The sequence below is a fragment of the Succiniclasticum ruminis DSM 9236 genome (assembly GCF_900112895.1).
In the GTDB taxonomy this organism is placed as follows: Bacteria; Bacillota; Negativicutes; order Acidaminococcales; family Acidaminococcaceae; genus Succiniclasticum; species Succiniclasticum ruminis.
In genome coordinates this window covers 82,082-104,148 of sequence record NZ_FONL01000009.1, presented here as the reverse complement: position 1 = coordinate 104,148, position 22,067 = coordinate 82,082, and the positions used below count along the sequence as shown (strand labels likewise).

Annotated in this window: 18 protein-coding genes; 2 read left to right on the top strand and 16 right to left on the bottom strand. The window is 53.0% G+C overall.

Translation table 11 applies throughout. The features are described 5' to 3' along the window. The 15 genes from BM159_RS07670 to BM159_RS07600 form a co-directional block, all read right to left on the bottom strand. Positions 1-2,858: autotransporter outer membrane beta-barrel domain-containing protein (locus BM159_RS07670; protein ID WP_177205960.1), on the bottom strand; the 2,858-nt coding region annotated here is incomplete at its 3' end. A gap of 29 nt (positions 2,859-2,887) precedes the next feature. Further along, positions 2,888-3,727 carry a flavodoxin gene (locus tag BM159_RS07665; RefSeq protein ID WP_093913664.1) on the bottom strand — a complete coding sequence of 280 codons (840 nt, stop codon included), beginning with the start codon at positions 3,725-3,727 and terminating at the stop codon, positions 2,888-2,890. Positions 3,728-3,803: 76 nt separating this feature from the next. Next, positions 3,804-5,225, bottom strand: a complete 1,422-nt coding sequence (locus tag BM159_RS07660) for an aminopeptidase (RefSeq protein WP_093913663.1) — start codon at positions 5,223-5,225, stop codon at positions 3,804-3,806. A 35-nt stretch (positions 5,226-5,260) separates the two neighbouring features. Then, positions 5,261-6,316 carry a type 2 isopentenyl-diphosphate Delta-isomerase gene (gene fni, locus BM159_RS07655; RefSeq protein ID WP_093913662.1) on the bottom strand — a complete coding sequence of 352 codons (1,056 nt, stop codon included), beginning with the start codon at positions 6,314-6,316 and terminating at the stop codon, positions 5,261-5,263. A gap of 166 nt (positions 6,317-6,482) precedes the next feature. Continuing rightward, a complete protein-coding gene (gene ispH / locus BM159_RS07650; RefSeq protein ID WP_093913661.1) occupies positions 6,483-8,606 on the bottom strand; it encodes a 4-hydroxy-3-methylbut-2-enyl diphosphate reductase in 2,124 nt (707 codons plus the stop codon). Continuing rightward, positions 8,587-9,207: a lysophospholipid acyltransferase family protein gene (locus BM159_RS07645; protein WP_093913660.1), complete on the bottom strand. Its 621-nt coding sequence runs from the start codon at positions 9,205-9,207 to the stop codon at positions 8,587-8,589. The genes ispH and BM159_RS07645 overlap by 20 nt, the downstream gene beginning before the upstream one ends. Before the next feature lie 65 nt (positions 9,208-9,272). Beyond that, positions 9,273-9,941: a (d)CMP kinase gene (gene cmk, locus BM159_RS07640; protein ID WP_093913659.1), complete on the bottom strand. Its 669-nt coding sequence runs from the start codon at positions 9,939-9,941 to the stop codon at positions 9,273-9,275. Between the two features lie 215 nt (positions 9,942-10,156). Continuing rightward, complete coding sequence (locus BM159_RS07635; protein ID WP_093913658.1) at positions 10,157-11,485, bottom strand: BaiN/RdsA family NAD(P)/FAD-dependent oxidoreductase; 1,329 nt, start codon at positions 11,483-11,485, stop codon at positions 10,157-10,159. Position 11,486: 1 nt separating this feature from the next. Then, positions 11,487-12,350: a pseudouridine synthase gene (locus tag BM159_RS07630; RefSeq protein WP_093913657.1), complete on the bottom strand. Its 864-nt coding sequence runs from the start codon at positions 12,348-12,350 to the stop codon at positions 11,487-11,489. A 45-nt stretch (positions 12,351-12,395) separates the two neighbouring features. Beyond that, complete coding sequence (scpB, locus tag BM159_RS07625) at positions 12,396-13,049, bottom strand: SMC-Scp complex subunit ScpB (RefSeq protein WP_093913656.1); 654 nt, start codon at positions 13,047-13,049, stop codon at positions 12,396-12,398. After that, positions 13,036-13,782 (bottom strand): segregation and condensation protein A, encoded by a 747-nt coding sequence (locus BM159_RS07620; RefSeq protein ID WP_093913655.1) that lies wholly within the window; start codon positions 13,780-13,782, stop codon positions 13,036-13,038. Before BM159_RS07620 ends, scpB begins: the two co-directional genes overlap by 14 nt. A gap of 11 nt (positions 13,783-13,793) precedes the next feature. Beyond that, entirely contained in the window at positions 13,794-14,414 is a 621-nt protein-coding gene (locus tag BM159_RS07615) for a site-2 protease family protein (protein WP_245763675.1), read from the bottom strand. A gap of 116 nt (positions 14,415-14,530) precedes the next feature. Beyond that, complete coding sequence (locus BM159_RS07610) at positions 14,531-15,856, bottom strand: ATP-binding protein (protein ID WP_093913653.1); 1,326 nt, start codon at positions 15,854-15,856, stop codon at positions 14,531-14,533. Between the two features lie 253 nt (positions 15,857-16,109). Then, on the bottom strand, positions 16,110-17,318 hold the full coding sequence (locus BM159_RS07605) for a YadA C-terminal domain-containing protein (protein WP_093913652.1): 1,209 nt from the start codon (positions 17,316-17,318) through the stop codon (positions 16,110-16,112). A gap of 195 nt (positions 17,319-17,513) precedes the next feature. After that, positions 17,514-18,329: an SH3 domain-containing protein gene (locus BM159_RS07600; RefSeq protein ID WP_093913651.1), complete on the bottom strand. Its 816-nt coding sequence runs from the start codon at positions 18,327-18,329 to the stop codon at positions 17,514-17,516. A gap of 418 nt (positions 18,330-18,747) precedes the next feature. Between BM159_RS07600 and BM159_RS07595 the strand changes: the two genes are divergently transcribed. Further along, a complete protein-coding gene (locus BM159_RS07595; protein ID WP_093913650.1) occupies positions 18,748-19,518 on the top strand; it encodes an esterase family protein in 771 nt (256 codons plus the stop codon). Positions 19,519-19,675: 157 nt separating this feature from the next. Next, complete coding sequence (locus tag BM159_RS07590) at positions 19,676-20,938, top strand: ATP-grasp domain-containing protein (RefSeq protein ID WP_093913649.1); 1,263 nt, start codon at positions 19,676-19,678, stop codon at positions 20,936-20,938. Positions 20,939-21,059: 121 nt separating this feature from the next. On the opposite strand, the gene BM159_RS07585 is transcribed toward BM159_RS07590, so the two are convergent. Further along, on the bottom strand, positions 21,060-22,055 hold the full coding sequence (locus BM159_RS07585) for an NAD(P)H-dependent glycerol-3-phosphate dehydrogenase (RefSeq protein WP_093913648.1): 996 nt from the start codon (positions 22,053-22,055) through the stop codon (positions 21,060-21,062). Positions 22,056-22,067: the final 12 nt, after the last annotated feature.

Genomic DNA, 22,067 nt, shown 5'->3' with positions numbered 1-22,067 from the left:
GGTTCCAACAGTTTCAGGGAAACTTCCGGGCCCCCGCCGCTGCCTCCGTCTAACTTAGCCTCCGGCAGTTTTACCTTCACCGGTTCCGGTATAAACGCTTCGTTCAGGCGGGACGACAAAAGGTGGCGGGTCATCACGCTCCGCTGGGCCAGCGCCATGCTTTTCGGCGACGCGTTGGAAGAAATCGCGGAAAACGCTTTCTTTGTCTCCCCAGGCGTCAGGGTGAACAGGGGACGCATTTCATTGCGGCGGGCGTCGCCCTTCGCAGTCAGGTTGTTGTACATGGACATCATAGCGTCGTATGTTTCTGCCTGTACCGCATCGGTTTTTCCCAAATTGTTTGCCGCTTTACCGGTCACTACCGCCGTATTCCCTTCCACGGCGCCGGTTTCATCCAGCATACCGAACTTATACGGCGAGTCTTCCGTATTCGTTACGGAACCGCTGACAGAACCGGCCTGCAATACGGTAAATTTTTCATCCGGCAGCAAGTTTTTAGCGATGACCTGCGAACCGTCGATGCTGGCATCACCGCTTACCCTGACTGTTCCGGCGCTGCCGCCCGCCACGCCCTGCAAGATGCCGTCAGAGAGCAGATTGCCGGTGATATTCATTGCCGTGTCTGCGGATGCGGCGCCGACGGTACCGTTGTTTATGAAGTTACCCTTGTCGATATCTCCCAACCGCGACACTACGTCCGATGGCGTGTACATGGTCATGTCGTGAACCTTGTAACTGCCGCCAAGCAGGCTGGCATTTTCAGCAACCCGCACGCCCACTACGTCAGCCTTGCCTCCGTAGGTCAGCGTACCGCCTGCCACGTTCAGTTTCATATTGTCCGGGCCGTAGATGTTGCCATTATACGTCAGCGTCGCCGCAAAATTCAGGTTCGTCGCCAATTCGGGAATATAAGAGTCATACGTATAGTAGCTCCCGTTATATTGGAGACACAGCGGCTGACTGCTTTCCTCCCCCGGAACCTCATCATAGCTGCCGTCTGTGTTGAAATACCTCCAGTCAGAAGTAATATTGCCGCGAATGGAAGCACCATCCTTCACATTGATATTCTCTACAAAAGCGTTCCTGCCGATATAAATCGCGTTTTTAGCTCCAGACAGGGTTCCGGCCAGATTATATTCCTTAACCATCGGCCCGTCCAGTTCCGGAACTGTCTTATCTATCCTGTTATTGACGGAACTTGTTATACTTCCGTCTTTTGCATCCACATCACGGGTAAACCGGATAAACGACCCCCTGTATTCATTGTCTGCCCCCAGCATATTACTGCCAAAGTCAAACTGCACCCCGTTGCCGCCTTTTCCATCCGCCGTAATGGTCCCTTCCTGGTTTAACGTCTGGTTCCGGCCATAACTGATCAGGGCGCCGATCCCATTTGTGCCGTCTGCATGAACTTTATATTTCCGAGCAAGGGTAACAGTATTCTCCGAACCGTCAATACGTATGCCTGCAGCGCCAAACCCTTTTGTCAGGATATCCGCTGCCTGGGTAACGTTATTCCGGGAACCGAACACATGAAGTCCTATACCGTAGGGAACTTCACTGTATTTTCCGGCAATGTAGGCAGTCCCTGCCGCGTTCCTGGCCGAATAGCCCCGGGTATTGGTAAGGGTCAGCCCGTCATTATAAACCGATCTTCCATAATAGGCCTTACGGTCAAACTGATAGCCTATATCCTGCATGGCCGCCAGTTCCACTTCGGTAAAAACTGTGTAGTTCCGGTAATCAGCGTGACTCATCAGCCCGCCGGTTTCCAGATGGGCCAGGTCCAGATTACTTCCTTCCCAGCCCGTGACAGGCAGGCCGTCCACACCGTCAAACCGTTTCCCGTCCAGCACCTCACTCACTTTATCGCCGACAAAGTAGGCTTTTGTGGATCGCGGCACGTCTGTTTTCTTCTTATCGATAATGAAAAAATCCGCTTCCGACAGGGACGCGTCCTTTTTCTTCCGTCTGGCAAATTCACGGGAAGAAATGATTAGTTTTTCTTTTGCCGCAGGATTCAGATTCTGATCCCGCAAATGATAAATCCAGGCATTTGGTTCAGTTAGGGAATCCGGGAATTTGAGAAGCGGAAGGCCATCCTTATCTTCCATTTCCTCCCCGCTGGCATCCAGAACCGCAATGGTTTGGCTCGTAAAGCCAAGTGCATGGGCCATTTCATGCCGCATGGTGGCTGTCAGGTTTGCTGCCTGCTCATTGTCCGCCAGCACATTCCCGGACTTAGTCCACCAGCCATCTGCAGCCCCACTGCGTTTCGCACCCATAAACTGTCCCGCTGTGATTATTGCATAGGCAGCATTATCCAGCTTTTTCCCTTTGTAAATGATAGATTCATCATCATCTGAACCTACAATCTTCAGTCTGGTAAAATCATCAATGCGGTCCACTTCTTTCCCCTGTTGCAGGGATGTACGCCAATACTGGGCCAGGCTTGGTTCCCCCCGGTCTACCGAGACAGAAGCGGCGTCCGCATTTTGATGCTGCGCCCGGCCTCTGACAAAAATACGCGCCGGCAGGGCATTTCTGGTTTTGGCGCCCAGAATATCCGCCCAGTACTGCACCCCTTTTAAAATACCGTCCTGTGTCTGTGACGGATGGTTGTAAGGTTTTGCTTTTTTTGCATCAGGATTCGCAAAATCCCAAAAAAGAACTCCGGCAGCCTCTTTATTTTTATCTGTGATTGTCAAATAACGTACCTCAAACACATCACGGCCGCCTCCGGACACAATGACCGGGGCCGCTTCCGCCGCGACTGTTGCAGAAGTACCGTACAGTCCAAGCAGGACTGCAGCCGTTAACGCGGTAAGTTTGTTTTTGGAAAACAGATTTCGTTTCACTCTTTTCATTATTACCCTTTAACGCTATTTTACATCTCCAGCCACTTTTTAATGTCTTCGTCAGTCATGGAGTCAAGCTTGTTGGCATCCAGGCAGTCCTTTACATCCGCCTTGGGGACGGTGCTGCGGATAGCGTCCGCGCTGCTTTTGGGACCGCTGGTCTTGCTGGTGCAGAAAGGATATACCTTCTTCCCTTCCAGATTCACTTTTTCCAGGAATGAATGAATAATGTTGGGGCAGCTGAACCACCAGATGGGGAAGCCGATGGCAATCTTCTCATAGCGGCTGCAGTCCGGCAGGGAGCCTTTCAGCTCCGGACGGGCGCCGGATGCTTTTTCCATGCCTGCCTTGGCCACGCACAGGCCGTACATGGACGGATAAGCTTTCACCGGCAGGATGCGGTAAGTATTGCCTTTCGCCACGGAAGCAATCTTCTGGGCCGCCTTTTCCGTTACGCCGGACCAGGAATAATACGCTACCAGCAGTCTGCCTGCCATCTGGGGCTTCCGGTTTTCAAAGCGCGCTCTGAAGGGACGGTTGCCCGGTCTGTTGCCGCCACGGTTTGCCGGAGCATCACCTTTGCCTTCCGGCCGGTTGCCCCGTGCCGCGTTGCTTTCCCGGTCAGCGTCCTTACCGCCTGCGTTATGTTCTTTATTGCCGTCCCAGTTGTTCTTCCGGAACTTACGGGGCGGTTTGCCGCCGGGCTTGCCTGCAGTTCCCTGACCTGGTTTGCCACCCTGGCCGCCATTGGGTTTTCCTTCATACTTCTTATTTACATTTTCCCCGCCGGCAGCAGCATTCTGTTCCGGCGCGTCCTGTCCTGCAGGCGCATTGGTGTTCTTTTTATAAAAGCGTTTTCCTTTAGCCATATCGTCACACTCTTTCCGTTAATTTTGAAAGGGCGTTTCAGCCCGTTTTGCGCTTACATCTGTCTTTGCGACAGCATCAAAGTCTTTTCGCCAGTTTCAGGAAGGCTTCATAGCCCCGTCTTGCTTCGTAAATATCTGCTTTGCTGGTTGCTTCCCAGGGAGCGTGCATGCTCAGTACCGGCACGCCGCTGTCGATGACGTTCATACCGTACAGCGCCATAATGTAGGCAATAGTACCGCCGCCGCCCAGGTCAACCTTGCCCAGCTCAGACATCTGGAAGTTGATCTTTTCTCTGGCAAAGATGCTGCGGATGTGAGCAATGTACTCCGCGTTGGCATCGTTGGAACCGGATTTTCCCCGGGCGCCTGTGAACTTATTCAGCACCAGGCCCTTGCCAAAGTATGCTACGTTCTTCTTGTCGAAGGCAGAGGCGTACAGCGGATCAAAGGCACTGCTCACGTCGCTGGACAGCATGGTGCTGTTAGCCAGCGTCCGCCGCAAAGCCAGGGTCGTACCCTCTCCCAGCAATTCCAGCAATTCCGCCACGGTGTTCTCAAAGAACAGACTCTGCATGCCGGTGGCGCCTACGCTGCCGATTTCTTCCTTGTCTACCAGCAGGCAGCAGGTGGTACGGCTCACGTCTGTCACATCCAGCATAGCCTTGTAGGAACCGTACGCGCAGACCCGGTCATCCTGCCCGTAGGAAAGCACCATGCTCCGGTCAAAGCCGGCTTCCCTCGCGCGGCCTGCAGGCACCACTTCCAGCTCCGCGGACAGGAAATCTTCTTCTTCCACGCCGAACTGCTTCTTCAGGATCGCCAGCACGCCTTTCTTCACGGCTTCCTTGCCGGCAGACTTTTTGTCCTCTTCCTTCGCGTTACGTCCCACCTTGATGGGCTGGTTGCCCACAATCACATCCAGGGCTTCCCCTTCCACTACCGTGGCCGCTTTTTTCGTCATCTGCTCCTGGGCCAGATGGATCAGCAGATCGGAAACGAAGAACACCGGATCTTCCGGCTTCTCGCCTACAGCCACCTTCACCACAGTACCGTCCTTTTTCACGATGACGCCGTGGATCGCCAGAGGGATCGTCACCCACTGGTACTTTTTGATGCCGCCGTAGTAATGGGTATCCAGCAGGGCGAAACCGCCGTCTTCATACAACGGGTTCTGCTTCACATCCATGCGGGGGGAATCGATGTGAGCCCCTAAAATATTCATGCCGTTCTCAATGGGCTCTTTGCCGATATTGAACATGGCGATGCCCTTTTTCATATTGATGCGGTACACCTTATCCCCGGCCTTCAGCTTTTTACCCTGGCCAATCAGCCCGTCCAGGTCTTTGTAACCGGCAGCTTTCATTTCATCAAGGATGATTTCCACACATTCCCGCTCGGTTTTGCCGTTGCTGAGGAAATCCAGATAACCCTTGCAGAATTCATGGCAGGCCTTAACCTGCGCGGCAGAATACTTTTCCCACGTGCTTTTGTTTTCCAATCTGTGTCGTCCTTTCTGTTTACTAGTTTTCTCTCTCAGCGCTTCCGTCTGAACTGCGGCTCATATCCCCGGCTTTGGATAAAGGCCAGGGTGTCCCCGGTAAAAATCAGCGGTACCTGCTGCAGTTCACGGACAGTACGGCTGCCCGTCAGCACCATGATGTCCTTCAGGTCGGCAATCACATCCTGCAGATATGCAACAGCTGCCTCTTCCCCCTGTTGCAGCAGCACAGCCAGGATGTTGCCACTCATGCCCACTGCGTCAGCGCCCAATGCAATAGCCTGCGCCGCCTGCCAGCCGCTGCGGATGCCGCCGGAAGCGATCACTGTGTCCCAGGGCCGCGCCGTATGGGCTGCATCGATGAGGCTCCAGGCCGTGGGGATCCCCCAGTCCGCAAACTTCTCATAGCGCTTTACTTTGCCCCGGGCTGCTTCAATCGCCGCGAAGCTGGTACCGCCGCAGCCCGCCACATTGAAACAGGTAAAGCCCCTTGCCTGCAGTTCCCGGATCTGTTCCGCCGCCATGCCGCAGCCGGTCTCCTTGATGATTACGGGAACCGGCACACAGTCCTGCAGACGGGACAGGTTCTCAAGAATCAGGGAAAAGGTTTTGTCCCCCTCGGGCATGATCAGCTCCTGGGCCACGTTCAGGTGGATCTCCAGCGCATCGGCGGCGATCATATCCACGGCGGCTCTGGCTTCATCCGGAGATACAAGGGCGCTCACATTGGCAAAAAAGATGCCCTCCGGATTCTCCTTCCGGATCACCCTGTAGGTGTCCGCGTGCTTCCCTTCTTTCACCGCGCCGTACTGGGAACCGACAGCCATGGCTGCACCGGCGTCTCTGGCCACCGCCGCCAGCCTGCGGTTAATTTCCTTTACCTCCGGGGCGCCGCCGGTAATGGCATCCATAAACACCGGCACCGGCAGTTTCAGGCTGCCAATCCTTGTGCTGATATCCACTTTGTCCGGATCCACAGGGGTCAGACAATTATGCAGGAACTGGATATCTTCCAGCCCGGTTCGCCGGTTCCCGTCGCCTGATTCCATTGCGTAACGGATATGATCTAACTTACGTTGCTCCCGTGTCATACAAGATCCTCTGAACAAATAAAACTACTGCAGCTTTTCGCAATTCATCAACAAATACACTATCAATCGCAAATCATTTAAAACCGTGCTGCAGCCACGGTTTTAAACAACATGCCACAAAACCAAAAAAGAGGACGGAATAAACTCCGTCCTCTGTAATGCGGTATTATTTCTTGAGACCTTCCAGCTGTTCAGCCATAGCATTATTGGAGAAGTTATCTTCAGTATTGCCATCCATATAAGCTTTCATTTCCGCTTTTTCTTCGTCTTTCTTAGCGCGGGTCAGGGACAGGCCGATCTTGCGTTTTGCCTGGTCGATCTTAATGATCATCGGGGTAACGACCTGACCGATCTTCAGCACGTCTTCCGGTTTTTCCACGCGGGTGTCAGCCAGTTCGGAAACATGGATCATGCCTTCTACTTTATCATTCAGGCGTACCAGCGCGCCAAAGGGCAGGAAACGTTCTACGGTGCCTTCTACCGTGTCGCCTACCTGGAATCCGGCAGCAGCAGCAACCCACGGATCTTCCTGGGTAGCTTTGATGGACAGGGAAACGCGGTGGTTTTCTTTGTCAACTTTCTTGACAAATACTTTTACCATGTCGCCTTCCTTGGCAACGTCTTCCGCTTTCACGCTGCGGTCATAGGACAATTCGGTGTTGTGGACCAGGCCTACCAGACCTTCAATTACTTCTACGAACAGACCGAATTCGGCAACTTTTACAACCTTGCCTTCGTAAGTCTCGCCTTCCACGATTTCTTCGTAAGCAGCAGCTTCGCGGGCAGCGCGGGCTTCACGGGCAGCGGCGATACGGGCTTCCCGGTTCGCCAGCCATTCCTGATGCTTCTGGGCTTTTTCAGCCTTCAGCAGGTCGCGGCGGGAAACGACGATGCGTTTCTTTTCCGCGTTTACTTCGATGATTTCAGCTTCCAGTTCTTTACCAACATACGGGGTAAAGTCGTCAATGTGACGCAGTTCTACGTGGGAAGCAGGCATAAAGCCTTCCACGCCTTCCACCGCAACGGCCAGACCTACGACCTGTTTCGGTTTATCGGAATCTTTGTCGCGGCCGCGGGCTTTAATCACGCGCAGCACCGTAACGGTAGCCGGGCGTTTTTCGCCTTCCGCCAGCGGTTCAACAGTCTTCCAGGCAGCTTCTTTTTCCGCGCGGATCTTGGACAGGCGGATAAAATCTTCGGAAGTGGAGCCCGGTACTACGACCGCTTCCACTTCATCCCCAACTTTAACGGTGTTAACCAGTTCGTCCGGGTTAGCGTCCGCGGCCCAGTCAGCCCAGGCGATCAACCCTTCACGTCTATAGCCAAAAGAAATATAAACGCCTTCTTTATCTACCTGAATTACTTTGCCGGTAACGAGTTTGCCAGGGTGTACACCGTAGCCTTCCATGCTTTCATCGAGCATGGCCTCAAATTCGTTACCCTCTACTTTGTTGATTTCCATGTTTTCCATCGCTTTGACAGCCTCCTTAATTATACGTTCCGGAGTGGATGCTCCGGCCGAGATACCTGCTTTTCTGCACCCCTGGAACATTTCCGGGGAAAGTTCTCCGGCGGTTTCAATCTGGAAGCACCGGGGGCAGAGGGCGCTTACCAGCTCGGTCAGGTGCCTGGTGTTGGCACTGTTCCTGCCGCCTATTACGATAAAGGCATCTACCTCGACAGCCAGCTTTGCCGCGGCTTCCTGCCGCTGTCTGGTGGCCAGGCAGATCGTCCGCTCCACCCGGTATTCGCCGGGCCTTGCAGCCTGCAGCGCCTGCAGTATTTCCTCAAATTTCGCCAGTTCAAATGTAGTCTGGATAATGACGCAATATTTGGAAACAAAAGGCACTTCGCCAATATCTTCTTTGCGTTCAATTATTATAGCATTATTTCCTGCAAATGCCAATATGCTTTTTACTTCCGGATGATTTTTTTCTCCCACGATAATCGGCAGGTAACCATCCTCAAATGCCTGCCGTGCCTTGCGTTGACTGGTTTTTACATTAGGACAGGTGGCATCTAAAATTTTCAATTTTTTTTCAATTGCCTGCTCATATATTTCCGGACCCACCCCGTGGGAACGGAAAATGACCGTTTCACCCGGCGCAAAATCGTCCAGGGAGTCTTTACAGCCTACCCCTTTGGCCGCCAGTTCTTCCGTAAACTGGGGATTGTGGATCAGGGGTCCCAGGGTTGCGGCAGGCAGGCTGTTCACAGCGCCCTCCGCGATCTCCACGGCCCGTTTTACGCCGTAGCAGAAACCGCAGGGATCAGCTACTATGACTTTCATCTTCCAACGCCACCGCCTTCCTTAAAATCAATACTTCTTCCCGCCAGCGGGCGCCCAGTTCGTCCAGACTTTCCCGCCCGGTCCCCATATTGGGATCGTATTCCATGGGTTTGCCGAAGATGACCCGCACTTTGGGCCAGCCCTTATGCCTGCTGAAGTCTGTACCGTATATATAAGCGGGAACGATCTGCGCCTTCCGTTTGATGCCCATCATGAAAGCGCCGCCGCCGGCCCGGCCCAGCTCCCCGGTTTTGCTGCGGGTGCCTTCCGGGAATACGGCCAGCACTTTATTTTCTTTCAGAAGCGTCAGCCCGGTCTTGATGGCTTCCCGGTCCATCTCGCCCCGTTTTACGGGAAAGGCCCCCAGTTTGCGGATCAGGGCGCCGAACCAGGCCGGTTTGAACAGCTCTGATTTCGCCATGAAATGCACTTTCCGGGTAGCCGACGCGCCCAGTACGGGCGGGTCCAGCAGGCTCAGATGGTTGCTGGCGATGACCACGGGGCCTTCTTCCGGTATGTTTTCCCTGCCGTAGATTTCCAGGCGGAGAAAGAGTTTGAAGAGCGGAGGCCAGGTCAGATAACAGAAGTCGTATAAGGTCATTGTTAAAATCCTTTATGAAACAATGCTGTCAGGAAAAGACTTCGCATTATTACCATTAATTAATATTACTGCTTTTCTTTTACCAATTCTAATACTTTATCTGTCACCTGTTCGATGTTCATGGCAGATGTGTCCAGATAAATGGCGTCTTCCGCCTGGCGCAGGGGGGATACTTCCCGCTCGCTGTCCTGTTTGTCGCGGAAGGCGATGTCTTCCTGCAGTTTTTTGTAGTCTACTTTCTCCCCTTTGGCTTCCAGCTCGAGTCCGCGGCGGCGGGCCCGTTCTTCTACGGTTGCGGTAAGGAAGATTTTGCACTGGGCATCGGGGAATACGACGGTGCCGATGTCACGGCCGTCCATGACGATGCCCCCTTCGGCGCCCATGCGGCGCTGCTGGTCTACCATGGCGGTACGGACTTCCGGCACGGCGGCTACTTTGGAAACCAGTCCGGTCACTTCGGCGGTGCGGATGGCGTCCGTTACTTCCGTTCCGTCTACGAAGACGCGGTTGATGGCATTCTCCGGACGGAAGGTGATGCGGATCTCATTGGCCAGTTTGCCGGCCAGTTCCGGGGAAAAGGGTTCTCCTGTCTGCAGGAGTTTCCAGGTTACCGCGCGGTACATGGCGCCTGTATCAATGTAGGCAAAACCGAGTTTGCCGGCTGCCAGTTTGGCGATGGTGCTTTTGCCTGCGCCTGCAGGGCCGTCGATGGCGAGTACAAATCCTTTTTTCATAGTAAATCACCTTTTTGATATATTAATTGTAAGTAAAAGGATTCGCAAAACCGTTCCTCTTTGCTATTTCATGGACTCATGTGCCTGTGGCTTCGAAACTCGGGCTTCGCCCTCAGACAGTCTCGCCACAACGGCACATTTCATCTCATGAAATTACGCAAAGACTCACGATGTTTTGCTCATTCCTTTCCCTTACCAATTGTTATAATAAAAACTTATTTATTATTCAAAACCATTTGCGACGCATGTAGTCCTGCAACATAGCCGCTGCTGAAGGCGGCCTGCAGGTTGAAGCCGCCGGTGTAACCGTCTACGTCCATGACTTCGCCGGCAAACCAGAGTCCGCCAATGCGTTTGGCTTTCATGGTTTTGGGATCAATCTCTTTCAGCGCGATGCCGCCGGCTGTGACGATGGCTTCCCGCAAGGGTCTTGTTCCCACAATGGGAATGGTAAAATGCTTCACGGCCTGTACGAGGGCCAGGCGTTCCTCTTTGGAAATCTGGATTACCGGTTTGCTGCCGTCGAGAAACGCCGCATCCAGAACCGGCGCTACCAGAGGCTGGGGCAGCAGCTTGCGCAGGACTTCGGCCAGCCGCAGTTTGCTGAATTCCTGAAAGTCCCGCATGAGCCTGGCGTCCAGCTTGTCTTCGGACAAAGCCGGTTTCAGGTCGATGGAAAGTTCCAGTTCCGGCTGGTTGTAGTGTTCCAGCCGCGCTACTTTCCGGCTCATGGTGAGGCAGATGGGTCCGGCGATGCCGCCCCGTATAAACTGCAGCTCGCCGAATTCTTTTGCAGCGACCTTGCCGTCCGCCAGCACGGAAGCTTCTACATTCTTAAGGGAAAGTCCTTCCAGGTCTTCGATAAAACCTTCTTCCGGTTCCAGCGGAACCAGCGCCGGAAGCAGGGGTTCCACGGATATTCCCAGTTTCTCCAGCACCGGCACGAAGTTTCCGTCCGAGCCGGTTCCGGGATAGGAGGCTCCCCCGGTGCAGACGATCACCGCCCCTGCGTCCAGGGTGTGTTCCGGTCCCAGCTTCACCTTCCCTTTGGTATTGCTGCGAAAGTCCTGCCCTTCCCTGCGCCCGTCGTTTTCCACATTACGGTAGCGGACACCGGTCACCTGGCCGGGCTTTACGACAAAGCCGGAAACCTGCACGCCGGTCACCAGACGGCCGCCTGCCTGTTGCAGCGCAGCCGTCAGGACTTCGATCACATCTTTCGCTTTCCCGGAAGCGGGAAAAACACGGCCGCCCCGTTCCGCAACGGTCTCCAGACCGCGCTCGTGAAAGAAACGCAGCAAATCTTCATTGGAAAACTGCTGCAGCGCGCTGAAAAGGAACTTGCCGTTGCCCGGCAGGTTGGGAATGAATTCCTCCACCGGACAGGCATTGGTGAAGTTACACCGGCCCTTGCCTGTGATCATCATCTTTTTGCCCGGCTCTTTCATGCGCTCCAGCACTACGACGGAAGCGCCCTGCTGCGCGGCAGTGATGCCTGCCATGAGGCCGGCCGCCCCGCCGCCGATTACAACAATATCTGGCATATTATACCTTCTTTATACGTTTCGGCTTACCGCTTTGCTCTCGTTTAACCGGTTTTTCTTCCGATTTAATACGTGGCCTTGCGGGCTTTCGCCCTTCCGGTTTCGCTTCTGCTGCCGGTTTGACTTTCTTTTCCGGATCCCGTTTCAAACCGCAGGCCGCCCGCAGTTCTTCAATTTCTTCATTGAACAGCTCGCGGCAGTCGCCCCGCCGCAGCCCGGTCAGGGTCAAAGGACCCATCATCACGCGCCGCAGATACCGCACCGGGAAGCCGATGTAATCACACATCCGGCGCACCTGGCGGTTGCGTCCCTCATGGATCGTCACCGTAAAACGGGTCAGGTTCTTATCATAATCATAGCCCATCAGGTTTACCAGGGCAGGGGCGGTCATGCCGTCTTCCAGCTTCACGCCGATGCGCAGCAGGTCCAGCTTGTCCTGGGGCACGATGCCGGGCACCGTCACTTCATAGGTCTTATTCACCTCATGGCTGGGATGGGTCATGGCTTGGGCCAGCTCTCCGTCGTTGGTGAGAAGCAGCAGGCCTTCCGTATTGTAATCCAGCCGCCCTACCGGATATACGCGCTGGGGAATATCCTTGACAAAATCCGCAATGGATTTGCGGCCTTCCGGGTCTTTCATGGTAGTCACCACGCCCCGGGGCTTGTAAAACAGCAAGTACGTCTTGCGTTCCCGGTGCACGGGATGCCCGTCTACCGTGATGAACGCGTTGGGCCCAACCTTGGTGCCCAGTTCTTTCACTACCTTGCCGTTCACCTTTACGCGCCCGGCCGTAATATATTCTTCCGCTTCCCGGCGGGAAGCCACGCCGGCCGCAGCCAGCACTTTCTGTAATCTCTCTTCCATGGGTTATTTATCCTCTTTTATATTCTCTTCGCTCAACAGTGAATTTTAATCCGCACTGGGCGTATCGGTCTCAGCAGCGGGAACCGCATCGGTCTCCGCATCAGTTTCCGCGCCGGGCATTGAGCCGGCATTTCCTGCCTCATCCATTTCCAGCAGCGACAACTGCTGGGGATGTTTCGCCGCGTCCTCCGCCAGGATGTCCGGCATGGCAGGCAGGTCTTTCAACGCCTTCAGGCCGAACACCTCCAGAAACCGGTCGGTGGTTTTGTACAAAATCGGACGGCCCGCCGTGTCCTTGCGCCCGGCCTCCGCGATCAGTTCCCATTCCAGCAGCGTGTTTACCACGCCGTCCACACTGACCCCGCGGATCGCTTCCATTTCGGTCCGTGTCACAGGCTGGCGGTACGCGATGATCGCCAGGGTCTCCATAGCCGCGTTGGACAGCTTCAGTTCCTGGGTGCCGGCCAGCTGCAGGATCATCTCGTGATGGCAGGCCTTGGTGCAAAGCTGCCAGCCTTCCGCCACTTCCCGCAGTTCCAGTCCCCGTTTTTCCGATTTATATTCTTCCTGAAGCAGGCCCAGAAGCTCCCAGGTCTGCGGTTTGTTCAATCCCAAAAGTTCCGCCAGCTGCGGCACGCCGAGAGGTTCCCCCGCCGCAAAGAGCAGCGCTTCCAGCCGGCCCATATTATCCTGCTGCATCCGGTTCCCCTCCTATCAGTACCGGCTCGTGGACGGTACGTAAAAATATGTAGATCGGCGCAAAGGCCATGCTCTGGCTGATGCGCACCACCTGTAACCGAAGCAGTTCAAGCACTGCCAGAAACGACGCCACCATCTCGCCGGAACTGCCCGATTTAACAAAGGCCTTCTCGAACTCGATGCCTTCGGGATAATTTTCCAGCAGCTTCACAATCTCCTGCATCTTGGCGCCTACGTCATATTCCTGCCGGTCCACCACCGCAATCTGCCGCCGCAGCGAACCGGACAGGCCTGCCAGGGCCAGCAACAGCTCGCTCACCGGATAATAATGCAGGTTCCGCAGTTTGCTGTCGGCAAAATACGGCCTGCGGGTATGCTGCCGGGCCGCCGTCTGTTTCATCGTCTCCAGCTGTTTGGCCACCGCCTTGATGCAGCGGTATTCCAACAGCATCTGTACCAGCATATCCCGGGGGTCCGCTTCATCCTCGTCCTCCAGCTCTGTCTTAGGCAGCAGCATGCGGGACTTGATCTGCAGCAGCAGGGAGGCCATCACCAGAAACTGGCTGGCCGCTTCCAGATCCGTTTCCGTAAAGGAATGCAGATAGGAAATGTATTGGTCAGTGATGGAAACTATAGGGATATCGTAGATATCCATCTTATTCTTTTCAATTAAATGTATCAACAGGTCCAGAGGCCCTTCAAAATCCAGGACCCGGACCACCGGATCAGCCATAGGGGGATCTCCTAAAACAGTATGCTCGCAATCCCGTAACAGATCTTCAGGTACCAGGACGCCAGGGGTCCGATAATCATATTGGAGATACCGCTGTACACGATGAGGACCAGGACGATAAAACCGTACTGCCCTACAAAGCGTTCAAATTTGTACGCTGTTTCGTAGTCCATAAAGGTCTCCAGAATCTTGGAACCGTCCAGCGGCGGGATTGGGATCAGGTTGAAGAACGCAAACCAGACATTATACAGCATGAGCCAGTACAGGAACTGATTCACCATGTTGCTGGACATGCCCAGACTGCCCCGGGCCGTCATAATCAGAACCGCCACGAAGCACAGGAACAAGTTGGCCAGCGGACCGGCAGCGGAAACCTTCAGCTGTCCGGAACGGTAATCCTTATAATACCGGGGATCGATCTCCACCGGTTTTGCCCAGCCGAAGCCGCACAGCACCAGCATCAGGGTACCCACGATATCCAGATGGGCCAGCGGGTTCAGGGTCAGCCTTCCCTGCAGGCCGGGAGTGGGATCCCCCAGGCTGTCGGAAACGCAGGCATGGGCGTATTCGTGAATAGTCAGCGCGATCAAAAGCGCCGGAGCACGGAACATTAACGTTGAAAAATCTAACACAGGCGTGTCCTCCGTTTTTTTATCAATAATATAATGAAGAAAATTTTGTACACATATAACCAATTTATTATAGCGCAAAAGCAGGATGTTGTCTATGAATTAAGTGTAAATCGACATTATACACTGTGCTGCAGCATGGCTATTCTAATCAACCGGTCCAGTTCATCAGCCATAAACAGCGGAATATTTAAAATTTTTCCATCATAATTCAGGTTTCTCATGGAAAGCCGGACCATCAACGGCGTTTGTTCCCCATAATTCTTTGCATACCGTTTCAGACTCGTCGACGTCACACTCTCACCGGCTTTTGCCTCAACCGGGATGATATCACTCTCACGTTGTACGATAAAATCAACTTCATGTGATGCGTCCGTCCAATAACGGGGCGCGACCTCAAAACCGCGCTTCAGTGACTGATGTACATAGTTCTCAGTCAATGCGCCTTTAAATTCCGTAAACAGGCGGTTATTCTCTGCAAACGCAGTGACAGGCAGATACGAAAGGCGGCGGAGAATGCCTACATCAACTGCATAAACTTTAAATGCGTTCAGATCATCATAAGCCGAAAGAGGCAGACCGGGTTTGCTGATACGGAAGACTTTGCTTACTACATCTGCGTCCCGTAGCCAGTTTAATGCATTCTCATACTCCCGCGCCCGGGCGCCCGGTTTTACAACGCTATACAGAAACTTTTTGTTTTCCCTTGCCAGCTGGGAAGGAAGTGATTGCCAGATATAACGGATCTTCGGCACGTCTTCCGCTGGCGCGTGTTTGCCAAAATCACTTTCATATGAAGAGATGATACCGGAAAGTACGTTGTCAACTTCTCTCGGGTCTTTGTCCTCAGTCCAGGCCAACACAGATTCCGGCATGCCGCCCGTTACAAAATAATGTTTCAGCATTTCTGTCAGCGGTGTAAAAAAAGCATCCGGTACCGGCACAAATTCGTTTACAGAAGCAAGATACTCCGCAAAATTCTCCGCCCCGTCGGCAAGGAGAAATTCCGTAAACGTCATCGGTCCCATTGAAAGAAAATCAACCTGACCCACGGGAAATCCGCCGCTCAGCTGTAAGCCCAACAGGGACCCGGCACTTGCAATATAATACTCCGGCGCGTCTTCCTTAAAATACTTCAGACTGTTCAGCGCTTCCTCACATGCCTGAATCTCATCAAAAATGATAAGAGTATCCTTTGTAATCCTCTGTCCGCTTGCCATGGCAAGGTTTTGCAGAATGCGCCTTACATCTTTTGTGGTTTGAAAAAAATGCGCAAATTCCGGGTTCTTATCAAAATTAAACCGCACAAATCCGTCTTTGAATGTTCTTCCGAACTCTTCCAGCACCCAAGTCTTTCCCACCTGTCTTGCACCGCGCAGCACTAACGGCTTTCTGCGTTTGGAAATTTTCCAGTCAAGTAACGCCTTCATGATTGTGCGCTTCATTTTGATACGCCTCCTACCCCGCAAATTCGATACTTTATATCATAATTATAGTGCCCGTGATGAAGAGAATCAAGTAAAATCACATAATTTTTGATAAAAACGTGATTATAATCACATAATTCGCAATTTTTATGTGTTCTACGAAGGCGCTCCGGTTATATTTTCACCAAACAACAAAACAGCCGCAGACAAACCTGCGGCTGTTGTAAAAACGGGATTACTTATACAATTTCAAACACGACAGGCAGACGCCTTATTTCCCGATCTTCGCTTCCAGACGGGAAAGAGCTTCTTTCAATGCGGCAATCTCAGCTGCCTGCCGCGCGTTTTGCCCTTCTAACGATGTGATCTTTTCGTCCTGGGCCGCTATCTTCCTGGCCATGGCGGCCTTACTGGTGGAAACGCCCTTATCCAGCGCGAAGCTCACGCCTACATTCAGCAGGTTTTCTCCGTTACCCATGCTGCCGCCCATGCTGAACATCACCTGGTCGGTAGGACGGTAGAACAGTCCTAACGCCATAGCGTTGGCATCCCGGTAATTACCGAAGCCCGCCGCCATGCTGAACTTGCCGTCCGTGTCCATCGGATGGAGCGCTGCCAGTGCCGCCGCGCCGGCGCCCACTTTGTTGATCTTGCTGTCCACATTGTCGATACGGTGGCTGACCTCATCCAGGCCTGCGCCGGTTCTAACCGTCAGTGCAGCCAGTTCCGTATCCAGCGCGCTCAGGTTATCACCTACGCTGTTAGAAGCTTTCACATAATTACCGTCCGCAGCAACCCGGGTTTCGTTGTACACCGTGTCGCCGGTTACGATGCCTGTGTCTCCGGATTCCACTTTGCCGTCTGTCTTTACCGAAACAGTATATGTATCGACGCCGTCCACATCGGATTTCGCAACGCTTATCGGATCATCACCGACAACATTGATGGCGCCTTTTGCAAGGTCTTTTACTACTGTCTTTCCTGTTGCAGTCAGGTTATCCATGTCCGTGTTGGCTTTAGTGTCCACTAAATTGTCAATCGCTTTTTCTGCGTCAGTAACACGTCCATCAAGCCCAGCTATCTTACCGTTTTCTGCAGTTTCAAGATCCGTAATTGTTTTGTAAACATTTGGTATTGTTACTTCAATATTACTCCGAATCGCACTTTCGGCAGCATCCATTTGGAGGTCCAGCGAACCAATCGCACCATATACATCTGTTGCAACATCCGCAACTGTTTTGGCCGTGTTATCAATCGTTTGTTTTACCGTTTTACCACCCCAGTCCCCGGCAAGTATGTCTTCCGTAACTTTTATACGACCTTCCAATTCCCCTTTAACTGCAGTTAAAGAGGTTTCCGTTACGCCGCCTCCCCCAGCCAAAATATCAGTAGCTTTAATAGTACCGTCGGAACCAGGTGTTAATATGTTTCCTGAATCACAATATATACCTTCTACCGGAGCCGCAAACCCTGTAGCCATCACGCGCAGGAAAGCAGGCCGGCCATAACCGCAGTTGCAAGAGCTTTTCTGGTTGTTTTGAATGTTTTTCTCATAGTAATGTCACCCCCGTAAACTAAATGGCATTATGGTTAGAAATTACATTATTTTGTAACATCTCTGGTTAAATTATACTAAAAATTCATACAACATGCAAATCTTATATAGTTATCTTACCTACTGCCCGCTCCTCCGTAAAAACATGCCGGTGCCTTTTTCCGAGCGGAAAATATTATAATCGTAATCATTTACGCAGAACCATCCCTCGCCTTTCGTTCCTTTTACACGGATCCAGGTGGCATCCCCTTTTCCGCCGGCAGCTGTTGTTTCATACGCCTTTTTCCAGCCGGGCATATACTCATCAGCCATTTTAATTCCCTTTTCGTTAAATGTAAGACAGGTAACGGTTCCGTCCGCAAAATACAGGAAAAACTCTCCCACTTCGGGCGTCAGGACATACACGGTTTTTCCCTGCCAGTTAACTGTTCCCTTCGGCCTGACCACTCTTTTATGCTCTATGACCTGCGCCCTTTCTCCCGCTTTGACCTTTCCGGTTACCTTCGCGTTATCTCTCCATGTGGCAAGCAAGGGCAGATCTTTCTTCGGGCAGATATCATACTTTTCAGCATACGCCGGGCGCGGCTGATAGATAACCGCATCCGGCCGGTATTTGTCCTTACCGTAAACGATCTCGGCAAGATACTTGTTGTTCACCCACACCTTCTGCCGGTCTTCCTTTTCAACTTCTGTCCAGCCCCCCTTCGGCTGGATCACGCGCACCTTCTCGCCAAAGGTAAACAAACCCTGCGAGTCGAACTCTTTTCCCGGCCCCTTCCGCATCTCCGCTTTCTCAACCGTAATAACGCCGCTGCGTTCGGTTTCCTGTTTAGCCGCGCTGTCTGTGGCGGAAGCAGGCTTTTGGGAAGAATCGGAACAGCCCGAAACCAAAACAGCCAATAAAACCGCAAAAAGAACAAATAACACTTTCTTCATTATCTTTCACTCCTGACTTTCCGGGACTACACCCGGCGCCGCGGTTTTCCTGTCTCAAATAACAGAGTAAACCCCTGCGCATATATATTCTAACAGATGGGGACTAAATAGGCTATGAATTTTTAACGACAACATAAACTACAAAACAGCTACGGAAAAGATATAAGCAAAACATCGGAAATGATTGCGGTAATTTATTGAGCGTTGGCCGGGCAACCCGTGAGGGTCCCAGTCTGACGACATCGAGCAACGCGAACAGAGTGAGCGTGCGCAGTGAGGAAGTGGGAGACGGGTTGCCCGGCAACGCGACTCTTATTTCATCTCATATGCATTTTATTTATCTTCAAACTTATGATATAATAAACATGAGCAAACACTAGTCACCATGAAATTTTTACAATGAAGGAGCGTGTTACCCATGCCATCACGTTACGACATAAATCATTTCAGCAACCACCTCTGGCGCGATATGAACATCCGCGTTTACGGTACGAAAGGCTGGCCGCTGCTGGTGTTCCCCACCCAGGACGCCATGTGCGACAACTATGAGAACTTCGGGATGATCGACGAACTGTCCGAATTCATTGACAACGGCCAGTTCCAGCTGTTCTGCGTAGATACGGTAGATCAGGAAAGCTGGTCCGACAATTACGGCGACAAGTTTCTCCGGGCCGAGCGGCAGGAAAACTATTACCGCTACATCACCGAGGAAGTGGTTCCCCTGATCCACGAACACAATCACAGCGACTGGCGGCCTCTCACCACAGGCTGCAGCATGGGTGCCACCCACGCTGCCATCGTGTTCCTGCGCCGCCCCGACCTGTTCGAAGGAGTGATCGGTTTCTCCGGCTGCTACGACGCCCATTATTTCTTCGGGGCCTGGATGAACAACACCCTGTACGATAACTCCCCCGCCACCTTTATGCCGAACCTGGCACCGGACCACCCCTACATCAGGCTGTTCAACCAGCGGTGCATAGTTTTCTGCGTAGGCCAGGGCGCCTGGGAAGACGAAGGCATCCGCACGCAGCGTATCCTGGACGAATCCTTCCGTGCCAAAGGCATCGCCGCCTGGTGCGATTTCTGGGGCTTCGACGTGAACCACGACTGGCCCTGGTGGAAGAAGATGTACCAGTATTTCCTGCCCCACGTGCTGAACCACTGCAGGGTACACGGACTGGAAGCCTGAAGATACTGCGCAACATGATTAAATATCGCGCTGCACAACTACCCACTGCGCAACACAGCTGAATATACAACGGCTTTACAGGAAACCGTGAAACCCGCGGTTTCCTTTACTACAATTGGCGGAGCTGAACGCGCCGCCGGGAAGGAAGATTTCTCACATGAACTTCGTTTTTATCTCTCCCCAATTCCCCCGCACCTACTGGAACTGGTGCGACCGGCTGAAAAAGAACGGCGCCAACGTGCTGGGCATCGGTGACACGCCTTATGACCAGCTGGACGACGCGTTGAAAAACGTGCTGACAGAATATTACAAAGTAGGCACCCTGGAAGATTACGACCAGGTGTTCCGGGCTGTTGCGTTCTTCAGCTTCAAATATGGCAAGATCCACTGGCTGGAATCCAACAACGAATACTGGTTGGAGCATGACGCCATGCTGCGGACCGATTTCAATATCCTCTCCGGACCGGACGTAGACGAGATTCAGGCCTACCGCAGCAAAGCCGCCATGAAGCCCTACTATAAAAAAGCCGGCGTGCCTACTGCCAGACAGGCGGTTGTCACCACCCTGGAAGAAGCAAAAGACTTCATCAAACGGGTTGGCTACCCCGTCATCGTAAAACCGGAATACGGCGTGGGGGCCGCGGCCACCTACCGGCTGGAAAACCGGCATGAGCTGGAAGAATTCTTCTCTGACCTGCCGGAAGACTCCTATGTCATGGAAGAATTCGTGCCGGGCTGGATCTGCTCTTACGACGCCATCGTGGACTCCCACAGCGATGTGCTGTTTGAATCCATGAGCATCTCCCCGCCCATCATGGACATCGTGAACAACCAGACGGAACTGGTCTTCTATGTGCCGCCTTCCGTGGAACCCCAGCTGCAGAAACGGGGCCGCGCCACCGTCAAGGCCTTCGGCGTGAAGAGCCGCTTCGTGCATATGGAATTCTTCAAACTCACCAAAGCCAAAAAAGGCCTGGGCAAAGAAGGCGACTTCGTAGGACTGGAAGTCAACATGCGTCCGGGCGGCGGCTATATGCCCGACATGATGGACTTCGCCCACTCCACCGACGTGTACCAGCTCTGGGCAGACATGATCTGCTTTGACGAGCGCCGCCTGCCGGATAATCCGGACCAGCAGTACTGCGTCTTCTTCGGTCAGCGGGACCACTTCCGTTATCTCCACAGCCAGCAGGATATCCTGGCAAAATACGGCAGCCGTATCAAAATGAACGAGCGCATGCCCGAAGTCCTGTCCACGGCCATGGGCAACCAGATGTACACCGCCCTGCTCCCCACGAAAGAAGACATGGACGAATTCGTGCGATACGTAGGTGAAAAAGTAGAAGACAAACCGGCCGCCGGGGACGGTATCGATTACAACGGCGCCTATGAGCAGGAAGAATGCCACCAGGCGGACTGAACCTGCTGACAGATAGCATCAAGATTATAATACCAATACATGAAAAAAAGCGACGGAGTTACTCCGTCGCTTTTTTTCGCCAGCTAAACAGAATTCATAGGTATCTGTTATATTCTCAATTTTATACCTTCCGCTCTGCAGTCTTATCCCGGCCCATCAGACGGGCCACTTCGGTTCGGGGGTCTGCATTATGATTTACAATGGCATCCACCGCCCGGACAATTGGCATATCTACACCATATTTATCTGCAAAAGCAATTGCCGCAGGTATGGCATTGATTCCTTCCACTACCATGCCTACCCGTTTCACTGCATCAGCCGTCTCATACCCCTGACCGATAAGATACCCGCAGCGGTTGTTTCGGCTGTGCATACTGGTAGCCGTGACGATGAGGTCCCCCATGCCCGCCAGTCCGGCAAAGGTATCCCGGGCACAGCCCAGCATCTCACCCAATCGGCTAATCTCCGCTAGGCCCCGGGTGATGAGGGCTGCCTTAGCGTTGTCTCCGTACCCCAGCCCCGCAGACATACCTGCAGCCAGAGCGATAATGTTCTTCAGTGCACCGCAAAGTTCCACGCCTTTTATATCCGTATTGGTATACACTCGCAGGCAGGAATTCATGAACACATCCTGCACTTTTTCCGCAACGGTGATATCCTCGCAGGCTGAAACTACAGCAGAGGGCAAATCCTTTGCCACCTCTTCCGCATGGGTCGGGCCGGAAAGAGCCACCACCTTCACGTTCGCCTTTACCTCGTCACGAATCACTTCGGAAAGGGTCATCAGCGTTTCCGCTTCAATACCCTTGGACACATCCACGATAATCTGCCCTGTATGAACGAAAGGATTTGCCTGTCTGGCTGCTGACCGGACATATATGGAAGGAACAGCAAAGAGCAACATATCCTTGTCCTTACAAACTTCTTCCATTTCTTTCGTAAACCGCACCGCTTCCGGAATAATCAAATCCGGCATGTTCTTCTGGGTACGTGTGCCAGCAAGCCGGTCAACAGTCTCTGGATGGGGTGACCAAACCTGTACCCTGTGGCCGCTGTTTGAAAGCATCCTAGCCAGGGCTATGCCCCATGTCCCAGCCCCAATAATACCAATACGCATCGTTATAATCTC

Bases quoted from the DNA above. Each gene is read 5' to 3' on its own strand.
- BM159_RS07665 (WP_093913664.1), bottom strand. From the start codon at position 3,727: ATGGCTAAAGGAAAACGCTTTTATAAAAAGAACACCAATGCGCCTGCA.
- fni (WP_093913662.1), bottom strand. From the start codon at position 6,316: ATGACACGGGAGCAACGTAAGTTAGATCATATCCGTTACGCAATGGAA.
- ispH (WP_093913661.1), bottom strand. From the start codon at position 8,606: ATGAAAGTCATAGTAGCTGATCCCTGCGGTTTCTGCTACGGCGTAAAA.
- BM159_RS07645 (WP_093913660.1), bottom strand. From the start codon at position 9,207: ATGACCTTATACGACTTCTGTTATCTGACCTGGCCTCCGCTCTTCAAA.
- cmk (WP_093913659.1), bottom strand. From the start codon at position 9,941: ATGAAAAAAGGATTTGTACTCGCCATCGACGGCCCTGCAGGCGCAGGC.
- BM159_RS07635 (WP_093913658.1), bottom strand. From the start codon at position 11,485: ATGCCAGATATTGTTGTAATCGGCGGCGGGGCGGCCGGCCTCATGGCA.
- BM159_RS07630 (WP_093913657.1), bottom strand. From the start codon at position 12,350: ATGGAAGAGAGATTACAGAAAGTGCTGGCTGCGGCCGGCGTGGCTTCC.
- scpB (WP_093913656.1), bottom strand. From the start codon at position 13,049: ATGCAGCAGGATAATATGGGCCGGCTGGAAGCGCTGCTCTTTGCGGCG.
- BM159_RS07620 (WP_093913655.1), bottom strand. From the start codon at position 13,782: ATGGCTGATCCGGTGGTCCGGGTCCTGGATTTTGAAGGGCCTCTGGAC.
- BM159_RS07610 (WP_093913653.1), bottom strand. From the start codon at position 15,856: ATGAAGCGCACAATCATGAAGGCGTTACTTGACTGGAAAATTTCCAAA.
- BM159_RS07605 (WP_093913652.1), bottom strand. From the start codon at position 17,318: ATGGCTACAGGGTTTGCGGCTCCGGTAGAAGGTATATATTGTGATTCA.
- BM159_RS07600 (WP_093913651.1), bottom strand. From the start codon at position 18,329: ATGAAGAAAGTGTTATTTGTTCTTTTTGCGGTTTTATTGGCTGTTTTG.
- BM159_RS07595 (WP_093913650.1), top strand. From the start codon at position 18,748: ATGCCATCACGTTACGACATAAATCATTTCAGCAACCACCTCTGGCGC.
- BM159_RS07590 (WP_093913649.1), top strand. From the start codon at position 19,676: ATGAACTTCGTTTTTATCTCTCCCCAATTCCCCCGCACCTACTGGAAC.
- BM159_RS07585 (WP_093913648.1), bottom strand. From the start codon at position 22,055: ATGCGTATTGGTATTATTGGGGCTGGGACATGGGGCATAGCCCTGGCT.